The organism is Pseudomonas sp. R11-23-07, from assembly GCF_003852295.1.
In the GTDB taxonomy this organism is placed as follows: Bacteria; Pseudomonadota; Gammaproteobacteria; order Pseudomonadales; family Pseudomonadaceae; genus Aquipseudomonas.
In genome coordinates, this window is the sequence record NZ_CP027761.1 from 4,644,480 (window position 1) to 4,665,150 (window position 20,671).

A 20,671-nucleotide genomic window follows, 5' to 3' on the forward strand; every position below is an offset into this window, starting at 1 on the left:
AGCATGAGTGAATCGCAGAGCACCCCCACCCAAGCAGCGGTAGGGAAAACCACGCAACGCAAACAGATCAATCCCGCCATCATCTTGCTGAGTATTGTCCTGCTCGCGGTGGCGTTTACCTACGCCGTGAATTCGGGCACGTTCCAGCGCCAGAATGGCCTGGTGGTGCCGGGCTCGTATCAGGTACTGGAAAAACACGATTCCCTGAGCCAACTGTTCGCCCTGGAGCCACGCAAAGTCTTCGACACCGTGGCACGTCCGGTGTCTCTGGCGGAAGGCTTCATGGCCATTCCCCAGGGCATCGAGAAACGTGCGGCGCTGATTTTCATGGTGCTGTTCATCGGCGGCATGTTCGGTGTGCTGAACAAGGCCGGGGTGATCGATGCCGGGCTGGAACGCATGCTGGGGCTGACCCGGGGCAATATCTACGTATTGGTGCCGTGCCTGATGCTGGTGTTTTCCGCCGGGAGTACCTTCATGGGCCTGGCCAAGGAATTCATCCTGATCGTGCCCTTGATGGTTGCCATGGCTAACCGGCTGGGGCTGTCGAACCTGATCGGCCTGGCCATTGTCACGATCTCGGTGAAGATCGGCTACCTGGCCTCAATCTCCAATCCTGTGGCGCTGTCCGTCGCCCAGCCGATGGTTGGCTTGCCGATCTTCAGCGGCCTGAGCATGCGCGTGTTGGCCTACTGCACGTTCCTGCTGGTGGGAATTGCCTTCGTACTGTGGAGCATTCGCAAGCACGGTTTCGATGCCACAGCGCAGATCACATTCCAAAGCACACCGCTGCCCATGCGGCACTTGGGCAACCTGATCGTGCTGCTGACGGGCATCGCTTTTTTGGTCTACGCCTCCAACCGCTGGGCCTGGAAATACCACGAGCTGTCGGCGTTCTACTTACTGCTGACGGTGGCCTTCAGTGTGATCGCCGGGCTCGGTGCAAGCGTTGCCGCCAGCGCCTTTGTCGATGGGATGAAGAAGGTGCTGATCGCCGGCGTACTGATCGGCCTGGCCACCGCCGTGGAAATTATCCTCAGTACCGGCCAGGTACTGGACACCATCGTCAACAGCCTGGCCAACTTGGTGGGCGATCACGGCCCGATTGTGTCGGCTTACGGAATGTTCTTCGCACAACTGGGGCTGGATGTGCTGATCCCGTCCACCTCGGGCCAGGCCGCCGTGACCATGCCGATTTTCGGCCCCTTGGGCCAACTGTCCGGGGTCAGCCCACAGACCACGGTGTTCGCATTTTTGCTGGGCAATGGCCTGACCAACATGATCACCCCCACTTCCAGCGGCTTGCTGGTGCTGTTGGCTACCGCCAATGTCGGCTGGGGCCAGTGGGCGCGTTTCATCCTGCCTTTATTCTTGATCTACGCCGTGCTGGCGATGGTGTTGCTGGCCATTGCGGTGACGAGCGGGTACTGAATCGATGAGTGTTATCGCCATGCAAGTCCTGCGCAACCAAATGATTGCGATGCGTGACGGCGTCCACCTGGCCACCGATATTTATCTGCCGAAGGAAGGTGATGGACCTTTTCCGGTGGTGATCGAACGCACGCCCTACGACAAGAGCAAGCCCTCGCGCTCGGAAAAACAGCTCGACGGCCAGCACATCTCCCGCGAGCAGATGGCCGGACGGTTTATCGAGCAAGGCTTCGTCGCGATCTTCCAGGACTGCCGTGGGCGCTACGCCTCCGAAGGCACGTTCACCAAATACACCGCCGAGGGCAACGACGGTTTCGACAGCCTGGCCTGGATCGTCCAACAGCCCTGGTGCAACGGCGAGATCGGCAGCATGGGCTTGTCCTACGCTGCCCACACCCAACTGGCGATGGCCTGCCTGCACCCTCCTGGCCTGAGCAGCATGGTGCTGGACAGCGGCGGCTTCGCCAATGCCTACCAGTGCGGAATTCGCCAGGGCGGCGCCTTCGAACTCAAGCAGGCAACCTGGGCTTTTCGCCAGGCCAAGGAAAGCCCGGCGGCGCTGGCCGATCCGCTGATTCGTGAAGCGCTGGAGCAGGAGGATATTTATCAGTGGTTCACTCGCATGCCGTGGCAAGCCGGGAAATCGCCACTGCGCCATGTCCCGGAATATGAAGCCTATGTGCTGGAGCAGTGGGCGCGGGGCCGCTTCGATGAGTATTGGCAGAAGTCCGGCATCTATGCTGAAGGCCACTATGGTCAACTGCCCGATATTCCGGTGCTGTTCATGTCCAGCTGGTATGACGCCTATGTCAGCTCGACCCTCGCCAACTACCGCGCCTTCACACAAAACGGTACCGCCCGCCAACGGCTGGTGATGGGCCCGTGGCTGCATGGCGACCGTAATATCAGCCACAGCGGCGATGTGGAGTTCGGCCCGCAAGCCGCTTTCGATGGGCAGGTCGATCAGGACTGGCTCAGTTGTCGCCTGGCCTGGTTCGAGCAAACCCTGAAGCCGTCGCCCCGCACCACGACGGCCAGCGTGCAGGTGTTTCTGATGGGGGGCGGCAGCGGTCGTCGCGACGAAAACGGGCGGCTGCACCATGGCGGCCGCTGGTTGCACACTACGCAATGGCCACTGCCCGGCAGCCAGACACTGACCCTCTACCTGAATGCATGCAGACAGTTGAGCCGCACCGCACCTGTGGAGATAGACGCCCGCTTGAGTTATCGCGCCGACCCGGCTCACCCGGTCCCGACCATCGGCGGCGCGCTGACCTCTGGCGCCCCCGTCTTCGTCGGTGGAGCCTTCGATCAACGGGAGCGTCCCGACTTTTTCGGCACCCAAGGTGATAACCGCCCCCTGGCCCAGCGTGATGACGTCTTGAGCTTCCAGACCGAGCCACTCGACGAAGACCTGATCGTCGCCGGTGAGGTGCAAATCGAACTGTGGATCGAGAGCGATGCACCCGACACCGACTTCACCGCCAAGCTGGTGGACGTGTATCCACCCAGCGTCGATTATCCCGATGGATTTGCCATGAATATCACCGACGGCATCCGCCGCTGCCGTTACCGAGCGTCGTGGGAGCAGCCCACTCTCCTGACGCCAGGCGAACGGGTCAAGGTGCTGATCGAACCCTTCGCTACCTGCAACCTGTTCAAGCGCGGCCATCGGCTGCGCCTGGATATCGCCAGCAGCAATTTCCCGCGCTTTGACGTCAACCCCAACAGCGGCGAACCTTCAGGTCAGGCCAGCCGGCCTCGGGTTGCCCACAATAGCGTGCACCTGAACCACACCGCCGCTTCGTGCATGAGGCTAACTGTGGTGCCTACCACTGTGTCCTGAGCCCGGAGGGTCGCCATTGCTGCGCGGTAATAGCGCCCCTTCGTCGCCCCTCAACAAAAGTATTTCAGAATTGCCCTTTGCCGCCGATACAGCCCTACACATCTTGGCTGGCTCAAACAACAACACCCCGTCCAGCAGACAGACATCACTCTCAAGGAGCTTTCGATGAACAGCTGGTTCGGTAACATCAGCGTCAACCTCAAACTCGGCCTGGGCTTTGGCCTGGTACTGGTCCTCACCTCGATCCTGGCACTCACCGGCTGGACCAGCCTGGGCGGTTTGATCGACCGCAGCAACTGGATGAGCGACATCACCCAGCTCAATGCTTCGCTGACCAAGCTGCGCATCGTGCGCCTGCAATACATGCTGGCCAACGGTGACGAAGCCGTGGCGCAGAACGTGCAGACCAGCCTCGACGCCTTCGCCGCCCAGCAACAGAAACTGCTGGACAGCTTCAAGAGCCCGGAAAACCTCAAGCTGCTCAATGAACAGAAAGCCGTCATCACGGCTTATCAGCAGTCCTTGAACAAAATGCGCGAGGCCTATCGCAACGGCAATGCTGCGCGCCAGGTCATGGGCGACAAAGCCGACATCGCCAACGCACAAATCAACGCCCTGGACACCAGCGTGCAGCAGATGCCCGACAGCCCGGAGCGTTTCGCTCAGTTCCAGGCCGTGACCGACGCCAAGGAAGAGTTCATGCTGGCGCGCTACGAAGTGCGGGGTTACACCAACACTGTCAACGCAGAAAACGAAGCCCGCGCCGCTGCACAAATCGACAAAGCCATCGCGAGCTTGAAAAGCCTCAACGCCGTCTTCGGCGCCAGCCAGCAAACCGCGCTGGCCGCGCTGGACACCGCACTCGGTGCCTATCGCAGCGCCGTGCAGAGCTACAAGGCCGCCAACGCCAACATCGTTACCGCCCGTGCCGAGATGACCACCCAAGGCACCGATATCGTCACGATCAGCGACAAGCTGTACGACATCCAGCTGGAACGTCGCGACGCCGAAAGCGCCCAGGCCCGTAGCCTGCAATTGATCAGCACCTTGCTCGCCCTACTGGTGGGCATCATCGCGGCGCTGGTGATCACTCGCCAGATCACCCGTCCGCTGCAAGACACCCTGGCGGTGGTCGAACGCATCGCCTCCGGCGACTTGAGCCACAACATTCAAGTGACTCGTCGTGATGAGCTGGGCGTGCTGCAACAAGGCATCCAGCGCATGGGCACCACCTTGCGTGAACTGATCAGCGGGATTCGTGATGGCGTGACCCAGATCGCCAGCGCCGCTGAGGAACTGTCGGCGGTGACCGAGCAGACCAGCGCTGGCGTCAACAGCCAGAAGATCGAGACCGACCAGGTCGCCACGGCGATGCATGAAATGACCGCCACCGTGCAGGAAGTGGCACGCAACGCCGAACAGGCCTCCTTGGCCGCCGCCGATGCCGACGGCCAAGCGCGCGCGGGCGATAAAGTTGTGGCCGAGGCCATCGCCCAGATCGAACGCCTGGCGGCTGAAGTGGCGCGCTCCACCGACGCCATGGCCCATCTGCAACAAGAGAGCAACAAGATCGGCAGCGTGATGGATGTGATCAAGGCCGTGGCCGAACAGACCAACCTGCTGGCCCTCAACGCAGCGATTGAAGCAGCGCGCGCCGGTGAAGCCGGTCGTGGGTTCGCCGTGGTCGCCGACGAAGTACGTGGCCTGGCCCAGCGCACGCAAAAATCCACCGAGGAAATCGAAGGCCTGGTGGCCGGCTTGCAGAACGGTACCCAACAAGTGGCCAACGTGATGAACAACAGCCGCAGCCTCACCGACAGCAGCGTCGAGCTGACGCGCAAGGCTGGCGTATCGCTGGAAAACATCACCCGTACCGTGTCGAATATCCAGTCGATGAACCAGCAGATCGCCGCCGCCGCCGAAGAGCAGAGCGCCGTGGCCGAAGAGATCAGCCGCAGCATTGTGAACGTGCGCGACGTGTCGGAGCAGACCGCAACGGCGAGCGACGAGACGGCCAAGTCGAGCGTGGAATTGGCGCGTTTGGGTAGCCAGTTGCAGCAGATGGTCAGTCATTTCCGGGTGTAAGAAATCAAAAAAACCGCCTCGGGATTAACCGAGGCGGCTTCACTTCTCAAACCTTAACGGTCATCGAAGCTGTCCCGCAGAAACTTCCATACGTGATAAGCACGCAGGCAGTTCACTACGAGGTTCCATGTACGTCGTGCAAACTTAGACATACTCGGCCCTCCGTGAGTTGGGCCTTACCTCCAGCGCACTTACCGGAACATGTGGGCCTTTGGATGCAGGTCAATGCATCTTTGAGGCGGCCGGGTTGATGGGCCTTCCGCTTGAATCCGGCACGGATTACTAGCCCGTGGCGGTCGGTCCGAAAATCGCGCGCATACCCGGCGCACCCAAAAGCGACAAACGCAGAACGAAGGAGAGACTACCCAAAACTCCACGTGAAGGTGTGACAAGCAGTGGCCAAATATCCAGTATTGTTCGTGGGATCTATTGCAGAATTTTTCGACTGAGAGAGAAGTTTGATAATCGAGGAGCACTGGCCACCGTTCAATCTTGCGTGATGATAAGACCAAGGTTAATATCCGCCTGCAGGTCAATGCATCTTTGAGGTCGCGATCCAGCCACTCACTGGATTGCAAAAAAACCGCCCTACTAAGGCGGTTTTTTATTGTCTGCGATTTACCTCTCAGCTCTCACCCTCCTCAACAAACACCACACGATTCCCAAACGGGTCCTTGATACTCATCTCCCGCGAGCCCCAAGGTGTTTCCTCAACGCCAGGCTTGGCATAACGGTAGCCCTTGGCCTGCAATTGCTGCTGGTACGCGTCTATCCCCTGCGCCTGGATCCGCACCGCTGCGCCCGGCGACGCATCGCCATGATGCTCGGACAAATGCAGCACACACTCGCCCAGCGACACCTGCAGGTACAACGGAAAATCCGCCTCGAAACGATGCTGCCAATCGACCTTGAACCCGAGGAATTCGACATAGAATTCCAGCGCCTTGGCCTCGTCGAAAATCCGCAGGATGGGGGTGACTTTTCCTAAGTGCATCGCGATGGCTCCCTGTTTGAAAGCACCCACTATAGAGGCGAAAAACCCCGACGCAAATCCCCGTTGCGCGCCAGGAATCGACCCGAGCGCTGCCCCGTCGCCTGTCCTTCGCTGTAGCTCAGCACACCGTTGACCCACACTCCATCAATGCCCTCGGCTGCCCGCTGTGGTTCTTTGAAGTCCGCTACATCCCGCACGCGTAACGGGTCGAACAACACCAGGTCAGCCCAGTGCCCTTCACGAATTTCGCCTCGCTCAGCCAGGCCAAAACGCGCCGCCGACAGCCCGGTCATTTTGTGCACAGCGGTGTGCAACGGGAACAATCCCACATCCCGGCTGAAATGCCCCAGCACCCGTGGAAACGCGCCCCACAAGCGCGGATGGGGAAACGGGTCTTCAGGCAACCCATCCGACCCGATCATCGACAAGGGGTGCGCCAAAATGCGCCGCACATCCGCCTCATCCATCCCGTAGTACACCGCTCCCGCCGGTTGCAGGCGGCGGGCTGCGTCCATCAACGAAACATCCCACTCGGCGGCAATGTCCTGCAGGTCACGCCCGCCCATTTCAGGATGCGGTGTGGACCAGGTGATGGTGATACGGAACGCATCGGTGACTTGCTTGAGGTCCAGGGTCGAGGAGCTGGCCGCGTAGGGATAACAATCACACCCTACCGGATGAGTTTTCGCCGCCGCTTCAAGCGCCGCCAGCAGTTGCGGACTGCGCCCCCAATTTCCGGCACCGGCACACTTGAGGTGGGAAATAATCACCGGGGCCCTGGCGTGCCGGCCGATCAGGAACGCTTCGTCCATTGCCTCCAGTACCGGCTCGAATTCACTGCGTAAGTGAGTGGTGTACACCGCGCCATAAGCCGTCAGCTCTTCACTCAGTTGCAGCACCTCGTCGGTGTCTGCATTGAATGCGCTGGCGTAGGCAAGGCCAGTGGATAAACCCAGGGCTCCGGCCTCCAGACTCGCCTGCAACTGCATGCGCATGCCCGTGATTTCGTGGGCCGTGGCCGTGCGGTGCAGGTCATCCATATGATTGCTGCGCAATGCCGTGTGGCCGATCAGGGCGGCGACGTTGACCGCTGGGTGGGCGCGTTCCACCGCGGCGCGGTAATCGACAAAGCGCGGGTAAGCAAAGGCGTCGGCGTTGCCCAGCAGGTTCATCGGATCGGGCGGATTGCCGCGCAGGCTGACCGGTGAGGCGCTGATGCCGCAGTTACCGACAATCACCGTGGTCACGCCCTGGCTGAGTTTGGGCAGCATCTGCGGATGGCGGATAACCACCGTGTCATCGTGGGTGTGTACGTCGATAAACCCCGGCGCCAATACGCGGCCTGTCGCGTCGATTTCATGCTCGGCCATCGCTGTCGACAAGTCGCCGATCGCCTCGATGCGCCCATCACGTACGCCCACGTCAGCGACATAACCTGCACTGTTGCTGCCATCAATGATCTGCGCCTGGCGAATCAGCGTGTCGTACTTCATATCAGTCTCCGAGCGGCAGGCTGTCGGGGCCGCCGCGATAGTCGTCCAGGGCCAGCTTGATCCGGCGCAGGCGCTCCTGGTTGGCGTCAGGCATGGCCAGCGCCAGCTCGGTGGCAAGCAGGTCGATAGCCAGCAGCATGCCGTAGCGCGCAGCCGTGGGTTTGTAGATAAAACTGGTTTCAGCCGGTTGCAGCGGCAGCAGCACATCCGCCAACTCGGCCAGCGGGGAACCTGCAAGCGTGATGACGACAATGCGCGCGTCGTAGCTGCGCGCCAGCCTCACCACATCCAACAGCTCAGGCGTAAGGCCGGTCAGCGAGCACACAATCAACGCGTGTTCCGGCCCCAGGGTCGCGGCGGTCACGCGCATCATCACCGGGTCATGGCAGGCTGCAATCGGATAGCCCAGGCGTACCAGGCGCACCTGTAGCTCATCGCTGCAGAGGCTCGATGGGCCGCCCATGCCGAACGCGTGGATCATCCGCGCCTTGCCCAGCAGGCTCACTGCATCGACAAAGCTGTCTTGATTGAACCCCGACAGGTGCTGGCGCAGCGTCGCTTCGATATCACCCAGAATCTGCCGATGAAACGCCGACTGTTCCGGCAACCCCGCCGGGTCGAGAAAGCGGCTGCCCACGCCGCTGGCCTGGGCCAGTTGCAGGCGCAGGTCACGCAAGTCGCGGCAACCGACACTGCGGGCAAAGCGCGACAAGGTCGCCGTACTGACCTCGGCCCGTTGCGACAACGCTTCCAGGCTGGCCGACGCGGCAAAGCCCACGTCATCGAGCAGCAGCCTGGCGATACGCCCTTCGCCGGCGCTGAAGGAAGCCTGGCGGGCGCGGATCTGGTAGAGGATGTCCATGGGGCTCCGAGTGACAGGATGCGGCTCATAAAACCAGAGACAGGCCGTAGGTGAGAGCGAAGGCAACCACCGAAATCAACGTCTCCAGCACGGTCCAGGTCTTGAAGGTCTGGATCACCGTCATATTGAAGTATTCCTTGATCAGCCAGAAGCCGCCGTCGTTGACGTGGGAGAAAATCACCGAACCCGCACCGGTCGCCAGTACCAGCAATTCCGGGTGTGGATAACCCAGGCCCAGGGCGACCGGCGCGACCACGCCGGACGCCGTGGTCATCGCCACCGTGGCCGAGCCCGTGGCGATCCGCATCAGCGCGGCGAACAACCAGCCCATCACCAGCGGCGAGAGCTGGAACGCATTGGCCAGGCCAAGGATCTCGTGGGTGACACCGGCGTCCACCAGGATGCGATTCAAGCCACCGCCCGCGCCCACCAGCAGCGTGATGCTCGCCGTCGGCGCCAGGCATTCATTGGTGAACTTGAGGATCGACTCACGGTTGAAGCCCTGGGCCAGCCCCAGGGTCCAGAAACTCACCAGGGTCGCCACGAGCAGCGCGATCACCGAGTTGCCGATGAATAAAAGGAACTGGTTGAAGCCGGTGCCCGGCGTGGAAATCACATTGGCCCAGCCGCCAATCATCATCAGTACCACCGGCAACAGAATGGTGCCCATGGTCAGCGCGAAGCTCGGCAGACGGGTGCGCGGTTCACGCTCGATGAACTGGCGTTCCAGCGGGTTTTCCGCCGGCAGGTGAATGCGCGGCACGATGAACTTGGCATACACCGGGCCGGCGATGATCGCCGTAGGAACACCGACCAGGATCGCATACAGCACGGTCTGCCCGACCGAGGCGTTATAGGCCAGCACCGCCATCATCGCCGCCGGGTGCGGCGGCACCAGCGCATGCACCACCGACAGCCCGGCGACCATCGGCAGGCCGACCATCAGGATCGACACGCCCACGCGTCGCGCCACGGTAAAGGCGATCGGCACCAGCAACACAAAGCCCACCTCGAAAAACAGCGGCAGTCCCACCAGAAACGCGATGCAGACCATGGCCCAGTGGGCATTGCGTTCGCCGAAACGGTTGATCAACGTGCGCGCCACCTGCTCGGCGCCACCGGACTCGGCCATCATCTTGCCGAGCATGGTGCCCAGCGCCACCACCAAAGCGATATGCCCCAGGGTCTTGCCGACCCCCGCTTCGTACGAGCCCATGATAGTGTCCGCCGGCATCCCGGCCATCAGCGCCAGGCCAATGGACACCAGTGTGATAACGATAAACGGGTTGAGTCGGTAACGTGCAATCAGCACGATCAAAGCAATGATGGCGATGGCAGCGTATGCCAATAGCCCGAAGCCCGGTGATGCGGCCATGCGGTACTCCTCGGAAAGGGTCACGTCGAATAGGTTGTGAAACTCATAAATCATTACCGAGGATGATTTTCAAATTATATGAAAGTAATTTTCGCTCAGGGATAAGCGCTGTCGCGGTGGGATATGCCCGACACCGCCGTATGAAAATTCGAGGAGTGTTCTTACATGAGGACCAGAAAAAGCTGGAAACTCAACCCACGCGGTTGAGTCATAGAATGCACATCCACTGCTGCCAGGAACCGAACATGATGCGTTTCACACTAGCCGCCCTGCTGATTACCCTGTGCGGCAGCGCCGCCGCCGCCGATAACCCGGCGCTGAAAAAATGCATGGACGGCGCCAACACCACCGCCGAGATGGTCGGTTGCAACGTCAAGGAGGCCAAGGTGCAGGATGCCCGGCTGAACAAGGCTTACAAGACCGCGCTGGCCGCTCAGGAAGGCAACCGCAAGGACCAGTTGCAAGACCTGCAGCGCCTGTGGATCAAATACCGTGACGCCAATTGCGCCTTTGCCGGCAGTGCCACCGGCGGCACCATCGACCAGGTCAACGGCTCCGGCTGCGTACTGGACATGACCCAGACCCGCGCCCAGGAACTGGAAGACCTGGTCGGCCCGTAACCCTAGTCGTGCTGAACCTTCGCCCGCTTGAGCAGCTTCTTGCAGCGCTCCGACAAATGCAGCACGCGCACCTGCTTGCCCGCTTTGCGGTAGCGCTCGCGCAAGGTCATCAGCGCGGCAATCGCTGAATAATCGACGAAGCTCAGGTGCCGGCAATCGAGCGTCACCTGGGCCGGGTCGTTGGCCGGGTCGAATTGATTCAGGAACGGCGTGGTCGAGGCAAAGAACAACGTGCCGTGCAGACGATAAAGTTTGCTGCCGTCGGCTTCCAGGTGTTCATCGGCATACAGCTCACGGGCCTGTTGCCAGGCGAAGTTCAGCGCCGCGATCACGATGCCGCACAGCACCGCAGTCGCAAGGTCAGTGAACACGGTGATGACCGTCACCGCCATGATCACCAGCACGTCATTGAGCGGCACCTTGTTGATCACCCGCAACGACGCCCAGGCAAAGGTCTGCTGGGACACCACGAACATCACCCCCACCAGCGCCGCCAGCGGAATCCGCTCGATCAGCGGCGACAGAAACAAAATGAACAGCAGGATCATCACCCCAGCGAACACCCCGGAGAAACGTCCACGCCCGCCGGAACTGAGGTTGATCACGGTTTGCCCGATCATCGCGCAACCGCCCATGCCGCCGAACAGGCCCGAGACCATATTCGCCGCGCCCAGGGCCACGCTTTCGCGGTCGGGGTAGCCACGGGTTTCGGTGATCTCGTCGGTGAGGTTGAGCGTCAGCAGGGTTTCCAGCAGACCGACCATGGCCATCAGGAGCGCATACGGCGCGATGATGCCGAGGGTTTCCAAGGTCAAGGGAATCTGCGGTAGGGCGAAGGTCGGCAGGCCACCCGCGATGTGCGCCATATCGCCCAGGGTGCGGGTGGGCAGGCCGAGCAGGTACACCGCCAGGCCCACGCCGAGGATCGCCACCAGGGCCGGCGGCACGGCACGGGTCAGGCGTGGCAACAGGTAGACGATGGCCATGGTCACTACGACCAGCCCGGCCATCACGTACAACGGCGTACCGCTGAGCCAGGTTTCACCGTTCTTGAAGTGCTCCAACTGCGCCAGCGCAATGATAATCGCCAGGCCGTTGACGAACCCCAGCATCACCGGGTGCGGCACCATGCGCACCAGCTTGCCCAGGCGCAACAGGCCGAAAGCGACCATGATCAACCCGCCCAGCAGCACCGTCGCCAGCAAATATTCCACGCCGTGTTGCACCACCAGCGCCACGATCACCACCGCCATCGAACCGGCTGCCCCCGACACCATACCGGGGCGACCACCGAACAATGCGGTGAGGGTGCAAATGATGAAAGCGCCGTAAAGCCCCATCAACGGGTTGAGATGGGCCACCAGGGCAAAGGCGATGCATTCGGGCAGCAAGGCAAATGACGTGGTGAGGCCGGCCAGGGCGTCGGCGCGCAGACGGGTGAGCTTCATGGAATACCAGGGAGTTGCGGGGGATAAGGCGAGGAATGGTACGGAATTGAGCGGCGCTGGGCTAGCCTTCGGGACCGAGGCGCGGCCAATCGGGAGCAAGCCCCCTCCCACATTTGACCGAGCACAGCCGGTGCGACGCGGTCTAGTGTGGGAGGGGGCTTGCCCTAATGCCAGTCAGTTAAGGCGACACCGAACCTGTGGCGAGGGAGCTTGCTCCCGCTGGACTGCGCAGCAGTCCCATTGTTTGGGGCCGCTTCGCGCCCCAGCGGGAGCAAGCTCCCTCGCCACAAGTTAGTTCTCGCTCCTGCTACTTCTTAACTGACCGGCATTAGGGCTTGCCTCCGATAGCCTCACCTCAATATCAAGCGAACATCACACCATCTCGTGGCGAATCCACTCCACCACCGAGGTACGCTTCGGCGCCCACCCCAGCAGCTCACGGGCATGCTTGCCGCGCACCCGGCTGTTGGAGCCAAGGCCATAGTTGGCCATTTCATAACCCCACTCGGCTTCGGCCTCGGCCAGCGGCCAATCCTGCGGTTCGCCCAGTTCAAGCGCTTGCGCGATGGCCGTGGTCATGTCGATAAACGAGGCTTCGCCGCTTTCGACGAAGTAGAACGTGCCCGGCACATTCTTCGTCAGCGCCAGCAGGTACAGCGCGACCACGTCTTCGATATGCACATTGGACCAGATGTTCTGCCCTGGTCCCACGTGGCGTACTACTCCACTCTTGCGGGCCTGCTTGAGCAAGCGTGGCAATTGCACGCTGTCGCGCTTCACGCCCAGGCTGTGACCATAGATCAGGGTGTTACAGATCACCGCCGAATTCACACCTTCCTGGGCAGCGGCCAGGATCAGGTTATCGATCGCCACGCGAGCGGCCTTGTCGACGGTCGGCTCCGGCAGGTTGTCCTCAACGTAAATGACCTCACTGGCCTTGCCGCCCGACGCATCGCCAACGATGCTCGAACCGCTGGTGTGCAGGAACACCTTGTTGGAGCCTTTCAAGGCACCCAGCAGGGTTTCGACGGCCGCACGGTGGTCGCTGCTGGCGGCATTGATCACCGCATCGGCGTGCTGCGCCTGCTCGGTCAATACAGCGGCGTCATCCAGGGTGCCGATCACTGGAGTGATGCCCAGTGCCGTCATTTGCGCGGCTTGCTCGGCGCTGCGCACCAGGCCGGTGACGGCGTGGCCGGCCTTGACCAAGCCGGTGGCGATGGAGCCGCCGATAAAACCGGCTGCGCCGGTAACGAATACATTCATGGAGAGTGCTCCTGACTGGGTAAGTGATGAACCCAGTATCAAGCACGCCCTGGCGTCGAATAACCCCGTACAGGCCAATTCACTCTTGCGCGCCAGTCACGAATCACACCGCATAACGTGCCAGCTTGGCCTGGATAAAATCCAGGAAACACTGAATACGCAACGCCAGTTGCGAATTGCGGTAATACACCGCATGGATCGGCTGGCGATAGCCACTGTTGAATGCTTCCAGCAGCGGTACCAGGCGCCCGGCCTCGATGTCTTCGTGGGTCATGAAGTTGGACAGGCAACAAATGCCCTGCCCCTGCAAAGCCAGGTGGCGCACGGTTTCACCGCTGGACGCGGCAATGCCCGGCTGGATCAGCCAGCTGTCGCCCTCGCCATGGCGCAGCGGCCAATGGTTGAGGGTGTCGGTCTGGGTGAAGCCCAGCAAGGTATGCTCGGCCAAGTCGGCAATGGTGCTCGGTGTGCCGTGTTGCTTGAGGTAGTCGGCGCTGGCCAGGATGTGCAGCGGCGTGCTGCCCAGCGCGCGGGCATGCAGGGTCGAGTCGGCCAGGGTGCCGATACGAATGGCGATGTCGGTGCTTTGCTCCAGCAGGTCGATGATCACGTCGTCGCTGTTGAGCTCCAACTGGATGTCTGGGTACAGATCACGAAACTCGCCGATGTATGGCAGGATCCCGTGCAGCATGAACGGCACCGCCGCATTGATGCGCAGCCGCCCGGCCGGTTTTTTCTGGCGTGACGACAGGCGTTCTTCCAGCGCCTGCATCTGCGCCAGGATCACCTTGGCCTGCTCGAAGAAATACCGGCCCTCCTCGGTCAGGTCCATGCGCCGCGTGGTGCGGTTGATCAGGGTGGTATCGAGCTTGGCTTCCAGGCGCGACAAGGTGCGACTGACCGCCGATGGCGTCTGCCCGACCTGCTCGGCGGCGGCGGAAATCGAGCCGCATTCAATCACGCTGACAAATATCTGCAGTTCATCGGATCGGGCTTTCACGGGCGGTCCTGGTTATCGGCTCGGGCTCATTATTGACCACTCAGCAACAAATGGCCTCCCAACAGCGCCATGCCGGTGAAAAAAACCCGCTTGAACCATAGCGCACTGATGCGCTGGCGTAGCGCCTGGCCCAGCCACATTCCCAGCAAGGCCGGCACCAGCGCCAACAACGACGCACCGACTTCACCACCACCGAGCGCACCGCGCCAGGCCAGCCCGGCGGCCAACGCCAGGGTCGACACGCTGAACGACAGCCCCAGCGCCTGCACCAGCTGATCACGGCTCAAGCCTAGAGCTTGCAGATAGGGCACTGCGGGAATCACGAACACGCCGGTGACCGCGGTGATGAGGCCCGTGATCAGCCCACACAGCGGGCCCAGCCAGCGCTCGGTGCGCGGCCCGACCTGGAAAGTGGGCAGGCATAATCCGCTCACCGCATACAGCAACAACGCCCCGCCCAACGCGCGCACCACCCACGCCCCAGCGTCCATGCCCAGCCACAGCGTGCCCAGGCCGGCACCGAGAAAAATCAGCAACAGCATCGGCCACAGGCGCTTGAGCAAGGTGCCCAGGTGACCGCCCAGCGCCAGTTGCCAGAGGTTGGTGACCGTCGAGGGGATGATCAGTAACGCCGCAGCCTGTGTCGGCAACATAGCCAGGCCGAGCATGCCCATGGCCACGGTGGGCAGGCCCAGGCCGATCACGCCCTTCACCGTGCCGGCCAGCAGGAAAGTGCCGATCACCAGCAGTGTCAGGGCCGGGCCGAGGGTTTGGTAGAAAGCCAGTAAAGTCGTCATGACGTAAGTGTGCGGTGTGGATGAACCGTTGGAAATTCGCCATATACTGAGGCAGCCTCTTGTTTTGAGTGAGGCAGAGGAAATCTTCAGCATGCACTTTGACCTGATCGACCTGCGCCTCTACCTGCACATACTGGACGCCGGCAACATCACCGCCGGTGCCGCCCGCAGCCATTTATCCCTGGCCGCCGCCAGCGCACGCGTTCGGGCGATGGAGGCTTCACTGGGCGTCGAATGCCTGGAGCGTGGCCGCCGTGGCGTCACCCCGACACCCGCCGGCAAAGCCCTGGGCCGCCACGCCCGCCTGCTGCTGCAACAGGCCGAGCATCTGCAACAAGACCTGGCTGAATACGCCAACGGCGTCAAAGGCCAGGTGCGCCTGCTGTGCAATACCACGGCCCTGAGCGAATACCTGCCGGAGCGATTGGCGGACTTTCTGTGCGAGCACCCCAACCTCGATATCGACCTGCAGGAGCTGCCCAGCCTGCGCATCACCCAAGCCCTGCGCCAAGGCACGGCCGACCTGGGGATCATCTCCGATGCGGTGGACACCTCCGGCCTGCAGACCCTGCCCTTTCACGACGATCCGCTGGTGCTGATCATGCCCGTAGAGCATCCGCTGGCAGCCGGCACGGTGAGTTTCATCGACAGCCTGCAACACGACTACGTGGGCCTCGCCGCCAGCAGTGCGTTAGCGGTGTACCTGGAGGAACAGGCGCTGCATGCGGGGTTTCGCCTGCAAACGCGGATCCGCGCCGAGGGTTTCGATGGGGTGATTCGCATGGTCGCCCGGGGCGCGGGCCTGGGCATCGTGCCCAAGGCCGCCCTGGACCGCTGGCCGCCGGACGTTCGCATCAAGGCCCAGCCGCTCAAGGAGGACTGGGCCTGTCGCCACTTGCTGCTCTGCGCACGCTCGTTCGAACACCTGCCGGGTTATGCCAGGGCCTTGTTCGACGCCTTGGCCCTGCCCTTGCGGAAAAACCCGTAGTACACCGCGCTCAGGATCAGCAGGAACGGCACGCCAAACACCAGGGTCATCTTGAATGCCTCGGTAAAATACGTGGTGATCATCACCGCGCCCATCAGCACCAGGCCCAGCAGTGTGCTGTAGGGAAACAGGCGCAGCTCGAAAGACAACTTCGCCCCGCCGTGGCGCTGGCGGTAGCGGCGGAAAAACAGGTGCGTGAGGAAGATCATGAACCAGGTGAAGACCGCGCCGAACATCGAGATCGCCATCATCAGCGTGAACGAGCTTTCCGGGTACACCAGGTTGAGCAAGGTCGCCAAGGCGATACCGGAGCTGGACAGCAGCAGGGCATTGAGCGGGATGCCGCTCTTGCTCAACGCGCCCATGGACTTGGGCGCAAAACCCGCGCGGGACAGGCTGAACATCATGCGCGTGGTGATGTAGAGCTGGCTGTTCATGGCCGACAACGCCGCGATCAGGATCACGAAATTCATCACCCCGGTGGCGCCGGGAATGCCGATGGTCTGCATCACCGTGACGAACGGGCTCTGGGCTTGGCCGGCCTGGTTCCACGGCACGATGGCGAGCATCAGCGCCAGGGTCAGCAGGTAGAACACCACCAGGCGCACGATGGTCGCGCGAAAGGCTTTCTTCACCGCCCGCTCCGGGTCGGCCGCTTCGCCGGCCGCCACCGCGATCATCTCCACGCTCAAGTAGCTGAAGATCGACACGATCACCGCCACCCACATACCGCTTAACCCATGGGGGAAAAAACCGCCGTGGGCCGTGTAGTTCTGCACGCCGTAATCCGGATTGCCGGAGCCGAACACCACGTACACCGCCAAGATGATGAAGCCAACAATGGCGCCGATCTTGATGGTGGAAAACCAGTATTCGAAGGTGCCGAAGGTCTTCACGCTGATCGCATTGAGCAGGATCAGCACGCTGGAAAACGACACGATCCACACCCATTCCGGCACGTTGGCGAACCAGTACTTCATGTACATCGCCACCGCCGTGACCTCGGCCCCCACCGCCAATACAATCGCCGCCCAGTAGGCATACCGCACCAGGAACCCGGCCAGCGGGCTGATGTAGAACTCGGCGTAGGCACCAAAGGAGCCGGAGGTGGAATGGGCCACCGTCATCTCCGCCAGGCACCCCATCAATATCAAGGTAATCAACGCCCCGATGGCGTAGCTCAGCAACACGCTGGGCCCGGCATAGCCGATGGCGTAGGCGCTGCCCATGAACAGCCCGGTCCCGATAGCGCCGCCGATGGCGATCATGCTCATCTGGCCCGAAGTGAGCTGGCGCCTCAGGCCCAGTTCGCGGTGGGTAATGTCTGCAAAGCCGTTGTCTGGCGTGGTCACGTGATGTGCCTCTTTTATTATTGTGATTGCTGCTGTTGCCACAGATCCCCTGTGGGAGGGGGCTTGCTCCCGATAACGGTGTGTCAGGCACTGATATGCCTACTGACACACTGCTATCGGGAGCAAGCCCCCTCCCACATTTGGATCTAGGTGTATTCAGGTGACGCTATGGCGAACCTTGAATTGCGGCTGGTCCCAGGTGGTGTTGTCGAGAATGTCAGCGAGGATTTCCACGGCGTCCCACACGTCGGTAAAGCGTGTGTACAGCGGGGTAAAACCGAAGCGCATGATGCGCGGCTCGCGGTAGTCGCCGATCACACCACGGGCGATCAGGGCCTGGATCACTGCATAGCCTTGCGGGTGTTCGAAGCTGACATGGCTGCCGCGCCGGGCATGTTCACGGGGTGTGATCAGCACCAGGTGATGGGCCGCACAGCGTGCTTCGACCAGGGCGATAAACAGGTCGGTCAGGGCCAGGGATTTGCTGCGCAGGCTGCTCATATCGGTGCGCTCGAAAATCTCCAGGCCGCACTCGACCATAGCCAGCGAGGTGATCGGCTGGGTGCCGCACAGGTAGCGGGCGATGCCGGCGCTAGGCGCATAGTTGGATTCCATAGCGAACTGGCGGGTATGCCCGAACCAGCCCGACAGCGGCTGGCGCACCAGGTCCACCAACGCCGGGTTGACCCACACGAACGCCTGGGAGCCAGGGCCGCCATTGAGGTATTTGTAGGTGCAGCCAATCGCATAATCGGCGCCGGCCGCGTGCAGGTCGATGGGCACCGCGCCCGCCGAATGGGCCAGGTCCCAGATGCTCAGCGCGCCGCATTCATGGCTCAAGGCAGTGAGCGCAAGCATGTCGTACATGTAACCGGTCTTGTAGTTGACGTGGGTAAGCATCACCACCGCCACGTCCTCATCGATGGCCTGGGGCAGTTCGTCCGGGCTGTTGACCAGGCGCAACGAGTAACCCTGTTGCAGCAATTCGGCGAGACCCTCGGCGATGTACAGATCGGTGGGAAAGTTGCTCTCTTCGCTGACGATCACCTTGCGCGCCGGCTGGCGCTGGCGCTGCACGGTCAGCGCGGCGCTGAGGACTTTGAACAGGTTGATGGAAGTGGTATCGGTGATCACCACTTCGCCCTCCCGCGCACCGATCAGTGGCGCCAGGCGATTGCCCAGGCGCTGGGACAAATCCGCCCAGCCCGCGCTGTTCCAGCTGCGAATCAAGCCATCGCCCCACTCCTGCCCGATCACCTGTTGCGCCCGCGCCAACGCCGCCGCCGGGCGCGCGCCCAAGGAGTTGCCGTCGAGGTAGATCACGCCCTCGGGCAAGGCAAATTCGCGGCGCAATGGCGCCAGCGCGTCCTGGGTATCGAGGGCTTGGCAATGGCTTCGGGTGGTCATGGGCAGTCCTGGTTTTTATCGGAAATATGTAGCAAATAATGAACGAACTTTTAGAGAATTTTCGTGCAAAGTGGTGGGCGAAGGGCTATTTAAGCTGTAGGAAATTCGAATTTAACCTGCAAACACGCGGATTTATGCCAACCATGATTCTTGACGCCACCGACCTGCGCCTCCTGCATTTCCTGCAACAGGATGGCCGTATCAGTAACCAGGAACTGGCGGAAAAAGTCGCGCTGTCGCCCTCCGCCTGCCTGCGCCGTTTGCGCCTGCTGGAGAGCGAAGGCGTGATCAGCGGCTATCGCGCGGTACTCAATGCCGAGCAGTTGGGCATTGAGCTTGAGGCCATCGTGCATCTGTCGCTGCGCCAGGATGTGGAAGACTGGCATGAGACGTTCATCCAGAAAGTGCAGGGCTGGCCGGAAGTGGCCAGTGCCTATGTGATCACCGGCGCGAGCAACTATGTGCTGCGGGTACAGGCGCGCAACCTCAAGCATTTTTCGGACTTTATCGTGAACCACCTGAACCGCACGGCGGGGGTGATGGATATCCGTTCGGAGATTGTGTTGCAGAAGATCAAGGATCGGGATGAGGTGCTGGATCTGGTTATTCGCAAATAGCACCTGCAACAAAGTTCAAATGTGGGAGGGGGCTTGCTCCCGATGGCGGCGTGTCAGTTGACCTATTAGTGACTGACACACCGCTATCGGGAGCAAGCCCCCTCCCACATTTTTTTGACCGCGTTCAGTCCTCGAGGGCTCGGACTCGCTGCATGCGCTGTTGCTCCATCGGCGCAGTGGCTGGCTGCAATTCAAAGTCAAAATCAATCTGCGCAAACCGACCCTCCACGCCAAACTCCCGCGCCAGTTGCGGGTCGTCACTGAAGCGAATCTCGGCGATCAATTCGTCGCGGGTGGCGTAGGCAAAGTCATCATGCAGGTACGGGTCGTCCGACAGGTTGATCTGGGTGGTCAGGTGCCGATGCCCCGGCGCCGAGATGAAGAAGTGAATGTGCGCCGGACGCTGCCCGTGACGCCCCAATTGGTCGAGCAGCTGCTGGGTCGGCCCGGTCGGCGGGCAGCCGTAGCCGGACGGCACGATGCTGCGAAAACGGTAGTTGCCCTGCGCGTCGGTCTCGATGCGTCGGCGCAGGTTGAACTCCGATTGCGTCGGGTCGAACCACGAATACGTGCCGCCGGTATTGGCCTGCCACACATCGACAATCGCCCCCGCCAACGGCTTGCCGTCGGTGTCGCGCACCTGCCCGCGCATGAACAGCGGTACGGCATCGTCCGTGCCATCATCCAGGCGCGCTTCGTATTTGGACAACGGCGCACCGGCCACGTACAGCGGGCCTTCGATGGTGCGTGGCGTGCCACCGGATTTGCCGGCTTCGATGTCGGCGGCGTCCATCAACAGGTCCAGGTAATGCTCCAGGCCCAGCCCGGCGGCGAGCAAGCCGGCTTCCTGGTGTTTGCCCAGTTCGTTGAGGTAGTTGACCGCCTTCCAGAACTCTTGCGGGGTCACTTCCAGGTCTTCGATGATGTTCACGGTGTCGCGCAGGATCCGGTAGATCAGCGCCTTGGTGCGCGGGTTGCCGCCATCATTGAGATTGCCGCTGGCTTGTTCGAGAAACTGCTGGGCGTGGGCCGTCTGGGACAGTCGGATGGACATGGTGCAATCCTCATCTTGTAATTATCGGGTGCAAAA

Annotated in this window: 16 protein-coding genes and 2 pseudogenes; 7 read left to right on the forward strand and 11 right to left on the reverse strand. The window is 61.6% G+C overall.

Annotated features, from left to right (window positions below):
- Window positions 1–3 precede the first annotated feature (3 nt).
- The 4 genes and pseudogenes from C4J84_RS21325 to C4J84_RS26825 form a co-directional block, all read left to right on the forward strand.
- Window positions 4–1,431: a YfcC family protein gene (locus C4J84_RS21325; RefSeq protein WP_124371822.1), complete on the forward strand. Its 1,428-nt coding sequence runs from the start codon at window positions 4–6 to the stop codon at window positions 1,429–1,431.
- A gap of 19 nt (window positions 1,432–1,450) precedes the next feature.
- Entirely contained in the window at window positions 1,451–3,277 is a 1,827-nt protein-coding gene (locus C4J84_RS21330; RefSeq protein WP_124372475.1) for a CocE/NonD family hydrolase, read from the forward strand.
- Between the two features lie 165 nt (window positions 3,278–3,442).
- Window positions 3,443–4,459, forward strand: a pseudogene (locus tag C4J84_RS26820) (methyl-accepting chemotaxis protein); the annotation flags it as partial.
- Window positions 4,460–4,768: 309 nt separating this feature from the next.
- Window positions 4,769–5,362 (forward strand): annotated as a pseudogene (locus C4J84_RS26825) (methyl-accepting chemotaxis protein); the annotation flags it as partial.
- 625 nt (window positions 5,363–5,987) lie between these two features.
- Here C4J84_RS26825 and C4J84_RS21340 read toward each other — a convergent pair.
- Genes C4J84_RS21340 through C4J84_RS21355 form a run of 4 tightly spaced genes read right to left on the reverse strand, consistent with a single transcriptional unit; the run spans window position 5,988 to window position 10,086 of the window.
- Window positions 5,988–6,356: a glyoxalase superfamily protein gene (locus C4J84_RS21340; protein ID WP_124430479.1), complete on the reverse strand. Its 369-nt coding sequence runs from the start codon at window positions 6,354–6,356 to the stop codon at window positions 5,988–5,990.
- Between the two features lie 29 nt (window positions 6,357–6,385).
- Window positions 6,386–7,849, reverse strand: coding sequence for an amidohydrolase family protein (locus tag C4J84_RS21345; RefSeq protein WP_124436049.1), 1,464 nt, complete (start codon window positions 7,847–7,849; stop codon window positions 6,386–6,388).
- 1 nt (window position 7,850) lies between these two features.
- Entirely contained in the window at window positions 7,851–8,711 is an 861-nt protein-coding gene (locus tag C4J84_RS21350; protein WP_124436050.1) for a MurR/RpiR family transcriptional regulator, read from the reverse strand.
- Window positions 8,712–8,736: 25 nt separating this feature from the next.
- On the reverse strand, window positions 8,737–10,086 hold the full coding sequence (locus C4J84_RS21355; protein WP_256657813.1) for a gluconate:H+ symporter: 1,350 nt from the start codon (window positions 10,084–10,086) through the stop codon (window positions 8,737–8,739).
- A gap of 245 nt (window positions 10,087–10,331) precedes the next feature.
- On the opposite strand from C4J84_RS21355, the gene C4J84_RS21360 reads away from it, so the two are divergent.
- The gene (locus tag C4J84_RS21360) at window positions 10,332–10,706 is read left to right on the forward strand and encodes a lysozyme inhibitor LprI family protein (protein ID WP_124364376.1); all 375 of its coding nucleotides are present in this window, start codon (window positions 10,332–10,334) and stop codon (window positions 10,704–10,706) included.
- Between the two features lie 2 nt (window positions 10,707–10,708).
- Here C4J84_RS21360 and C4J84_RS21365 read toward each other — a convergent pair whose 3' ends face one another.
- The 4 genes from C4J84_RS21365 to C4J84_RS21380 form a co-directional block, all read right to left on the reverse strand.
- A complete protein-coding gene (locus tag C4J84_RS21365) occupies window positions 10,709–12,154 on the reverse strand; it encodes a SulP family inorganic anion transporter (RefSeq protein WP_124436051.1) in 1,446 nt (481 codons plus the stop codon).
- Between the two features lie 372 nt (window positions 12,155–12,526).
- Window positions 12,527–13,420 carry an NAD-dependent epimerase/dehydratase family protein gene (locus C4J84_RS21370; protein ID WP_124430484.1) on the reverse strand — a complete coding sequence of 298 codons (894 nt, stop codon included), beginning with the start codon at window positions 13,418–13,420 and terminating at the stop codon, window positions 12,527–12,529.
- Between the two features lie 103 nt (window positions 13,421–13,523).
- Entirely contained in the window at window positions 13,524–14,420 is an 897-nt protein-coding gene (locus C4J84_RS21375) for a LysR family transcriptional regulator (RefSeq protein ID WP_124430485.1), read from the reverse strand.
- Between the two features lie 29 nt (window positions 14,421–14,449).
- Window positions 14,450–15,217 (reverse strand): sulfite exporter TauE/SafE family protein, encoded by a 768-nt coding sequence (locus C4J84_RS21380; protein WP_124436052.1) that lies wholly within the window; start codon window positions 15,215–15,217, stop codon window positions 14,450–14,452.
- A gap of 91 nt (window positions 15,218–15,308) precedes the next feature.
- On the opposite strand from C4J84_RS21380, the gene C4J84_RS21385 reads away from it, so the two are divergent.
- Window positions 15,309–16,205, forward strand: a complete 897-nt coding sequence (locus C4J84_RS21385) for a LysR substrate-binding domain-containing protein (protein WP_124436053.1) — start codon at window positions 15,309–15,311, stop codon at window positions 16,203–16,205.
- Here C4J84_RS21385 and C4J84_RS21390 read toward each other — a convergent pair.
- On the reverse strand, window positions 16,151–17,557 hold the full coding sequence (locus tag C4J84_RS21390) for an amino acid permease (protein ID WP_124436054.1): 1,407 nt from the start codon (window positions 17,555–17,557) through the stop codon (window positions 16,151–16,153). The two genes, C4J84_RS21385 and C4J84_RS21390, sit on opposite strands and share 55 nt — an antisense overlap.
- A gap of 156 nt (window positions 17,558–17,713) precedes the next feature.
- On the reverse strand, window positions 17,714–18,964 hold the full coding sequence (gene kynU / locus C4J84_RS21395) for a kynureninase (protein ID WP_124436055.1): 1,251 nt from the start codon (window positions 18,962–18,964) through the stop codon (window positions 17,714–17,716).
- Between the two features lie 143 nt (window positions 18,965–19,107).
- Between kynU and C4J84_RS21400 the strand changes: the two genes are divergently transcribed.
- Window positions 19,108–19,581, forward strand: a complete 474-nt coding sequence (locus tag C4J84_RS21400; RefSeq protein WP_124364384.1) for an Lrp/AsnC family transcriptional regulator — start codon at window positions 19,108–19,110, stop codon at window positions 19,579–19,581.
- 124 nt (window positions 19,582–19,705) lie between these two features.
- Here C4J84_RS21400 and catA read toward each other — a convergent pair whose 3' ends face one another.
- On the reverse strand, window positions 19,706–20,635 hold the full coding sequence (catA, locus tag C4J84_RS21405) for a catechol 1,2-dioxygenase (protein WP_124410755.1): 930 nt from the start codon (window positions 20,633–20,635) through the stop codon (window positions 19,706–19,708).
- Window positions 20,636–20,671: the final 36 nt, after the last annotated feature.

Excerpts from the sequence above, each read along its gene's own strand:
- catA (WP_124410755.1), bottom strand. The coding sequence starts at position 20,635 with ATGTCCATCCGACTGTCCCAGACGGCCCACGCCCAGCAGTTTCTCGAA.
- C4J84_RS21400 (WP_124364384.1), top strand. The coding sequence starts at position 19,108 with ATGATTCTTGACGCCACCGACCTGCGCCTCCTGCATTTCCTGCAACAG.
- C4J84_RS21370 (WP_124430484.1), bottom strand. The coding sequence starts at position 13,420 with ATGAATGTATTCGTTACCGGCGCAGCCGGTTTTATCGGCGGCTCCATC.
- C4J84_RS21345 (WP_124436049.1), bottom strand. The coding sequence starts at position 7,849 with ATGAAGTACGACACGCTGATTCGCCAGGCGCAGATCATTGATGGCAGC.
- C4J84_RS21380 (WP_124436052.1), bottom strand. The coding sequence starts at position 15,217 with ATGACGACTTTACTGGCTTTCTACCAAACCCTCGGCCCGGCCCTGACA.
- C4J84_RS21350 (WP_124436050.1), bottom strand. The coding sequence starts at position 8,711 with ATGGACATCCTCTACCAGATCCGCGCCCGCCAGGCTTCCTTCAGCGCC.
- C4J84_RS21340 (WP_124430479.1), bottom strand. The coding sequence starts at position 6,356 with ATGCACTTAGGAAAAGTCACCCCCATCCTGCGGATTTTCGACGAGGCC.
- kynU (WP_124436055.1), bottom strand. The coding sequence starts at position 18,964 with ATGACCACCCGAAGCCATTGCCAAGCCCTCGATACCCAGGACGCGCTG.
- C4J84_RS21365 (WP_124436051.1), bottom strand. The coding sequence starts at position 12,154 with ATGAAGCTCACCCGTCTGCGCGCCGACGCCCTGGCCGGCCTCACCACG.
- C4J84_RS21330 (WP_124372475.1), top strand. The coding sequence starts at position 1,451 with ATGCAAGTCCTGCGCAACCAAATGATTGCGATGCGTGACGGCGTCCAC.
- C4J84_RS21360 (WP_124364376.1), top strand. The coding sequence starts at position 10,332 with ATGATGCGTTTCACACTAGCCGCCCTGCTGATTACCCTGTGCGGCAGC.
- C4J84_RS21385 (WP_124436053.1), top strand. The coding sequence starts at position 15,309 with ATGCACTTTGACCTGATCGACCTGCGCCTCTACCTGCACATACTGGAC.
- C4J84_RS21355 (WP_256657813.1), bottom strand. The coding sequence starts at position 10,086 with ATGGCCGCATCACCGGGCTTCGGGCTATTGGCATACGCTGCCATCGCC.
- C4J84_RS21325 (WP_124371822.1), top strand. The coding sequence starts at position 4 with ATGAGTGAATCGCAGAGCACCCCCACCCAAGCAGCGGTAGGGAAAACC.